Raw genomic sequence first — 5084 nt, 5'->3', positions numbered from 1 at the left:
CCGTGGGGGCGGGCCGACGCCGAACCGGGGCCGGTGCTGGACAGCCTGGTCGCCGCCGCGGCCGATCCGCTGATCGCCCTCTGGAACCCGCTCGCGACCCACGACCCGGCCGCCGCCCTCACCTGGCTGAAGTCCCGCGAGGACAGCTGGGACCGGGGCGTGGCCGCGCCGTTCGCCGTGCTGGACGCCTCCGACGGCGCCCTGCTGGGCTGCGTCAACCTGCGCTGGACCGATCGCGCGGACGGCCTGGCGATGATCGGCTACTGGGCGCTGCCGGCCGGACGCGGCCGGGGTCTGATCGGCCGGGCCACCAGGGCCGTCACCACCTGGGGCTTCCGCACGGCCGACGCCCGCCGGATCGAGATCGCGCACTCGGTCGGCAACGAGGCCTCCTGCCGGCTGGCCCTGAACTGCGGCTACCTCCCCGAGGGCACCCTGCGGGCCTCGTTCCGCTTCGGCGACGGGACGTACCACGACGAGCACCTGCACGCCCGCCTGGCCACCGACCCCGAGCCTGCGCCTGTGCCCTCGCCCAGGTAGCGGCAGCCCGCCCGGAGCTCCACCGGACCGACCACCCGGTGGAGCTCACAGACCGTCGACGAACAGTCAGCCGTCGACCAGCCGACCTTGATCAGCCGACCTTGAGCGGGTGGTCCGGGGCGAGCAGGGCGGCGATCCGGGCGGCGACGTCCTGCGCGGTGTTGCGGTCCGGCGCCGCGCAGTTCCGCGTCGTGCTGACGGCGATCGCCAGATGCTCGTCGGGCTGGTAGGCCTCGACCGCGGCGTAGCCGGAGAAGGAGGGGTTGGACAGGATCCAGCCCCGGTCCACGATGACGCCCAGGCCGAAGTGCTGGGCCTCGGTCTGCGGCAGGCAGACGTCCTGCGGACAGCCGTGCACCGGACCGGGCAGGCCGACGGTGCCGGGGTTCAGCTGGGTGCGGAAGGACTCCGGGGAGAGCAGCGCGCCGGTGCCGACGGCCTCCACCGAGCGGGTCAGGTCACAGATGTCGCTGACCAGCACCGCGCCCGGGGCGGTGGTCCAGGACGGGTTCCAGAAGGTCGACTCCTCGTACGTGCCGCGCGAGGCGGTGAAGGCGTGCTGCACGGGGGTGGGGATGTCGGGGGTGAAGCTGTTGACGGTCTGGCGCAGACCGAGCGGCCCGAAGATCCGCTGCTCCAGCAGATGGTCCAGCCGGGTGCCGGTGATCCGCTCCAGCGCCTCGCCGAGCAGGACGAAGTTCGCGTGCGAGTAGCTCCAGTTGGTCCCCGGCTCGTACCAGAAGTTCTGCCCGGTGGAGATCGCGACCAGTTCCTCCGGGGTCCAGTGCCGGAACGGCTCGGCGGCGAGCTCGTCCAGGAAGCCCTTGTCGGTGACGTAGTCGGCGAGCCCGGAGGTGGTGTCGCCGAGCATCCGCAGGGTGATCCGGTCCGCCTGCGGCAGGTCCGGCAGCCAGGGGGCGACCGGGTCGTCGAGGCCGATCCGGCCCTCCTCGGCGAGCTGCAGCAGGACGATGCCGAGGAACGGGAAGGCGACCGAGCCGGCCCGGAAGTGCATCGCGGGTTCGGCCGGAACACCTGTCATCGACTCGCCGAGAGCGCCGGTGACGAGCTCGTGGCCGTCGACGGTGACCCGCAGGATGACCGACTTCAGGTCGAGCTCCTGCTGGACCTGCCGGGCGATGTCGAGCACCTCGCGGGCCCGGGGGTCGGCGTCGGGGTCCGAGCGGACGCAGGCGTGCGCGGGCGAGGGGTTCTTGGCGACGGCGCGGGCAGCGGCCGGCGGTCCGGCCGGGAGGGCGACGGAGGTCAGGGTCGCGGCCGCGAGGACGGCGGCGGCGAGCACCCTGCTACGGGAGAAGGTCATGACCGCACTATGGGCGGACGCTCCGGGCACGATCCGGCGCAACACTCCGCAGGGTCCTCCGGTGGAAGCAGCGCCGCGCCCGGCACACCGCCCCCCCGGACACGCGCGAACGCCCCGGGGCCACAGCCCCGGGGCGTTCGAGGAGCGTGGGATCAGCCGTTGGAACGGTCGAAGTACTGCACCCAGCTGCCGCGCGGGCCGACGAGGCCGACCGCACCGTTGCCGGCCTGCAGGCCCGACGAGGCGGACGGCTGCGAGCCCCCACCGTGAGCCACCGCAGCGGTCGGCGCGATCACGGCCGCCGCGGCGGCGACGGTGGCGATCACGGCGAACTGGCGGAGCTTTCCACGAACCGACATCTCAGGTTCTCCTTGATGGATGGTCAATAGCCTTGGCCGACCGCCTCCGAGGACGACCGGACGCGACACACGTTTGCACACGAACGTGGAAAAACCCGACACCCCCGCAACCCGGACGGGCCGAACGGGTGAGAACATACGCCCCCCGGGTGACCTCCACAGACCCGTCCGGCCGTACACCGCCACCCCGCCCTCCTCGCCCGCCACTCAGCCTACGATCCAGGACGAACTCCGGGCCCGCCGCACTCGCGACCTCCCGAAGACGAGCCAAACCCCCCGACCGGGCCCGGGGTGGTGGGTGGTGGGCCGTGCTGCATGATCGGCAGCACGGGGGACATCCCTGAGGGCGCCACTGGTGACGCGCGTCACAGGAACCGTCCGGTCCGCTCGGACAAGGCTTGACGTGAACCATCCGCACTCCCGGCTCCGGGCCGGGAATCCTGAAGCATTTCGCGAGCTCTTCCGGGAGCACTCCTCCTTGGTGTACCGCCATGCCGTGCGTGTGACCGGGAACTGGGCGCTCGCCGAGGACGTGGTGTCGCTGACCTTCCTGGAGGCCTGGCGCCTGCGCGGGAAACTGCGCGACGAGGGTGACAGTCCACGGCCGTGGCTCATGGGCATCGCCGTCAATGTGCTGCGCAATACGACGCGTGCCGCGCGCCGTCACAACGTGGCGATGGCCCGCATGCCCGCGGCCGATCCGGTGCCCGACTTCGCCGACGAACTCGTCGGCCGGATGGCCGACTCCGAGCAGCTCGCGGCCGCCCGGAAGGCGCTGGGGCGGCTGCGGCGCTCGGAGCGCGAGGTCTTCGCCCTCTGTGTCTGGTCCGGGCTCGGCTACGCGGAGGCGGCGGCCACCCTCGGCGTACCCGTCGGCACCGTGCGCTCGCGCCTCTCGCGGGCCCGCACCCGGCTGCGCAAGCTCGCGAACGACGAACTGCGCGCCGCGAAGAAGAACGCCGCGAAGACGAACGCCGCGAAAAAGAACCCGGAACCGCTCCCGATCCCCGGACAAGTACAGGGCGGCCGCAGCATTGCGGCCCGGCCGCACAAGGAGACGCACCGATGATCCGCAACCCGTGGCGGCACAACGAACCGCTCGACCGCGCGGAACTGGCCCGTCTGCTGCCGGCGCCGGCCGATCCCCGCCTGGCGGCCGACCGCCAGGACCTGCTCGAGGAGTACTTGATGAGCGAGATCCACCAGTCCGACCACGCCACCGCGGGCCCCGCGGCGGCCTCTCCCGCACGGAGGCCGCTGCGCCGCGCCGTGCTGTTCGCCACCCCCGTCGCCGCGGCCGCGGCCCTGGCCGTGGTGGTGTCCGTCGGCGGCTCGCCCGGGGGCGGCGCCGTGGCCGCCCCGGAGCTGGTCAAGGCACCCGTCGTGCAGATCGAGGAGGGGAGCACCGTGCAACTCGCCTCGACGGTCCGCGAGATCGCCGCCGCCGCGACGGCGCGCACCACGCCCCAGCCGGGGCCGGGCCAGTTCATCTACATCAAGAGCCGGGTCTCCTTCATGACCACCCGCCACAACGTGGACACCGAGGAGTCCACCACCTGGGTCCAGCCGCTGCACGACCGCGAGGTGTGGAAGTCGCCCGACGGCACCAAGGGCTGGCTGGACGAGCCGGGTTACCAGGACAAGGGCGGCATCACGCTGGACAACAAGGAGCCCCGCAAGCAGTCGACCTACAAGTGGCTCGCGGCCCAGCCGACCGACCCCGACGCCCTGTTGAAGTCCGTCTACGCGACGGTGAGCGGCGACCGGGACCACGACCAGCAGGCGTTCAACGAGATCGGCTCCGTCATCCGCGAGCAGCTCGTGCCCGCCGCGCTGGCCGCCTCGCTCTACGAGGCCGCGGGCAGGATCCCGGGCGTCGTGGTGGTCGAGCACGCGCAGGACGCCTCCGGCCGGGACGGGATCGCGTTGGCGCGGCTCGACCCCCGGACCGGCGAGCGCTCGGAGTGGATCTTCGACCGGGAGACCCACCAGTACCTCGGCAGCCGCGGTGTGCAGGTCAGGGAGTTCGGCGGCGTCAAGCCCGGCACCGTCGTGGAGCGTACGAGCATCGTCACCCGGGCGATCGTCGACGCGAAGAACCAGCGTCCCGGTGCCGGGCAGGCCACCGTCTGACGGTCCCGCACCGGCCGGCCCGCCGGGTCACCCGTACGGGCGATGCGCCGCCGTGCCCCGCCGTGTCCCGCCCAGGCGGACCGGCGGGGCACCGATGCTGGCCCTGGCACGGCCCGACCGGGCCTGTCGCCGGCCCCGAGCCGTGGTCCGGCGTACCGAACGAAACGGGTGAGTGCGATGTCCCGACTGCTGCTTTCCAGGGCCCTCCGGGCGGCGTGCGCGGCGGTGCTGCTGGGCGCCGGACCGGCGGCCGCCGACGCGTGCGCGGCCGGTCCGGACCTCGCGGTCTCGGCCGCCGACCCCGCCCCGGTGCAGGACGGCGGCTCCACCCTGCTGCACCCGGTGGTGACCAACACCGGCGGCACCGCCACCGCCGTACCGTTCACGCTGTACGTGCACCTGCCGCCCGGGGTGGTGGGCACCGGGCAGTCCCCCACCGCGACCTGTACCACGCTGCCCCACGGCCACACTGTTGCCTGCACCGTCCCGGCCGGCCTGGCGCCGGGTGCCTCGGCCACCGCCGAGGTGCGGATCTCCGTCGCTTCCGGCATGGATCCCGAGGTGCTGGACGGCAGTGTCGAGGCCGAGCTTCCGGACGACCCCACGCCGGACAACAACAGCAGCACGTTCAGGATCACCGTGATCTGACACAGCACCCCCGCCCCGAAGCACCTTCCCGCTCCGGAGCACCCGCCCACCCGGCTGTCAACACCCGCCCTGCACACGAC

General features: G+C 73.1%; 6 protein-coding genes. 4 read left to right on the top strand and 2 right to left on the bottom strand.

The features are described from left to right. Positions 1-540 (top strand): GNAT family protein (locus VR45_RS39550; RefSeq protein ID WP_045944804.1); only part of this gene is annotated, 540 nt, incomplete at its 5' end. Positions 541-631: 91 nt separating this feature from the next. Here the strand turns inward: VR45_RS39550 and VR45_RS39545 are convergent. Both VR45_RS39545 and VR45_RS39540 read right to left on the bottom strand, forming a co-directional pair. Then, positions 632-1864 carry a serine hydrolase domain-containing protein gene (locus VR45_RS39545; protein ID WP_045944803.1) on the bottom strand — a complete coding sequence of 411 codons (1233 nt, stop codon included), beginning with the start codon at positions 1862-1864 and terminating at the stop codon, positions 632-634. A gap of 152 nt (positions 1865-2016) precedes the next feature. Next, positions 2017-2223: a hypothetical protein gene (locus tag VR45_RS39540; protein WP_030395545.1), complete on the bottom strand. Its 207-nt coding sequence runs from the start codon at positions 2221-2223 to the stop codon at positions 2017-2019. A 403-nt stretch (positions 2224-2626) separates the two neighbouring features. Between VR45_RS39540 and VR45_RS39535 the strand changes: the two genes are divergently transcribed. From VR45_RS39535 to VR45_RS39525, 3 genes are all read left to right on the top strand, one after another. Next, on the top strand, positions 2627-3292 hold the full coding sequence (locus VR45_RS39535) for an RNA polymerase sigma factor (protein WP_045944802.1): 666 nt from the start codon (positions 2627-2629) through the stop codon (positions 3290-3292). After that, the gene (locus VR45_RS39530; RefSeq protein WP_045944801.1) at positions 3289-4356 is read left to right on the top strand and encodes a CU044_5270 family protein; all 1068 of its coding nucleotides are present in this window, start codon (positions 3289-3291) and stop codon (positions 4354-4356) included. Before VR45_RS39535 ends, VR45_RS39530 begins: the two co-directional genes overlap by 4 nt. Before the next feature lie 177 nt (positions 4357-4533). Then, on the top strand, positions 4534-5004 hold the full coding sequence (locus VR45_RS39525; RefSeq protein ID WP_045944800.1) for a DUF11 domain-containing protein: 471 nt from the start codon (positions 4534-4536) through the stop codon (positions 5002-5004). The last annotated feature ends 80 nt before the right edge of the window (positions 5005-5084 follow it).

The organism is Streptomyces sp. NRRL S-495, assembly GCF_000966955.1.
In the GTDB taxonomy this organism is placed as follows: Bacteria; Actinomycetota; Actinomycetes; order Streptomycetales; family Streptomycetaceae; genus Kitasatospora; species Kitasatospora purpeofusca.
The sequence above is the reverse complement of the archived record's forward strand: the minus strand, read 5'-3'. Positions and strand labels throughout refer to the sequence as shown.

Bases quoted from the DNA above. Each gene is read 5' to 3' on its own strand.
- VR45_RS39545 (WP_045944803.1), bottom strand. From the start codon at position 1,864: ATGACCTTCTCCCGTAGCAGGGTGCTCGCCGCCGCCGTCCTCGCGGCC.
- VR45_RS39530 (WP_045944801.1), top strand. From the start codon at position 3,289: ATGATCCGCAACCCGTGGCGGCACAACGAACCGCTCGACCGCGCGGAA.
- VR45_RS39525 (WP_045944800.1), top strand. From the start codon at position 4,534: ATGTCCCGACTGCTGCTTTCCAGGGCCCTCCGGGCGGCGTGCGCGGCG.
- VR45_RS39540 (WP_030395545.1), bottom strand. From the start codon at position 2,223: ATGTCGGTTCGTGGAAAGCTCCGCCAGTTCGCCGTGATCGCCACCGTC.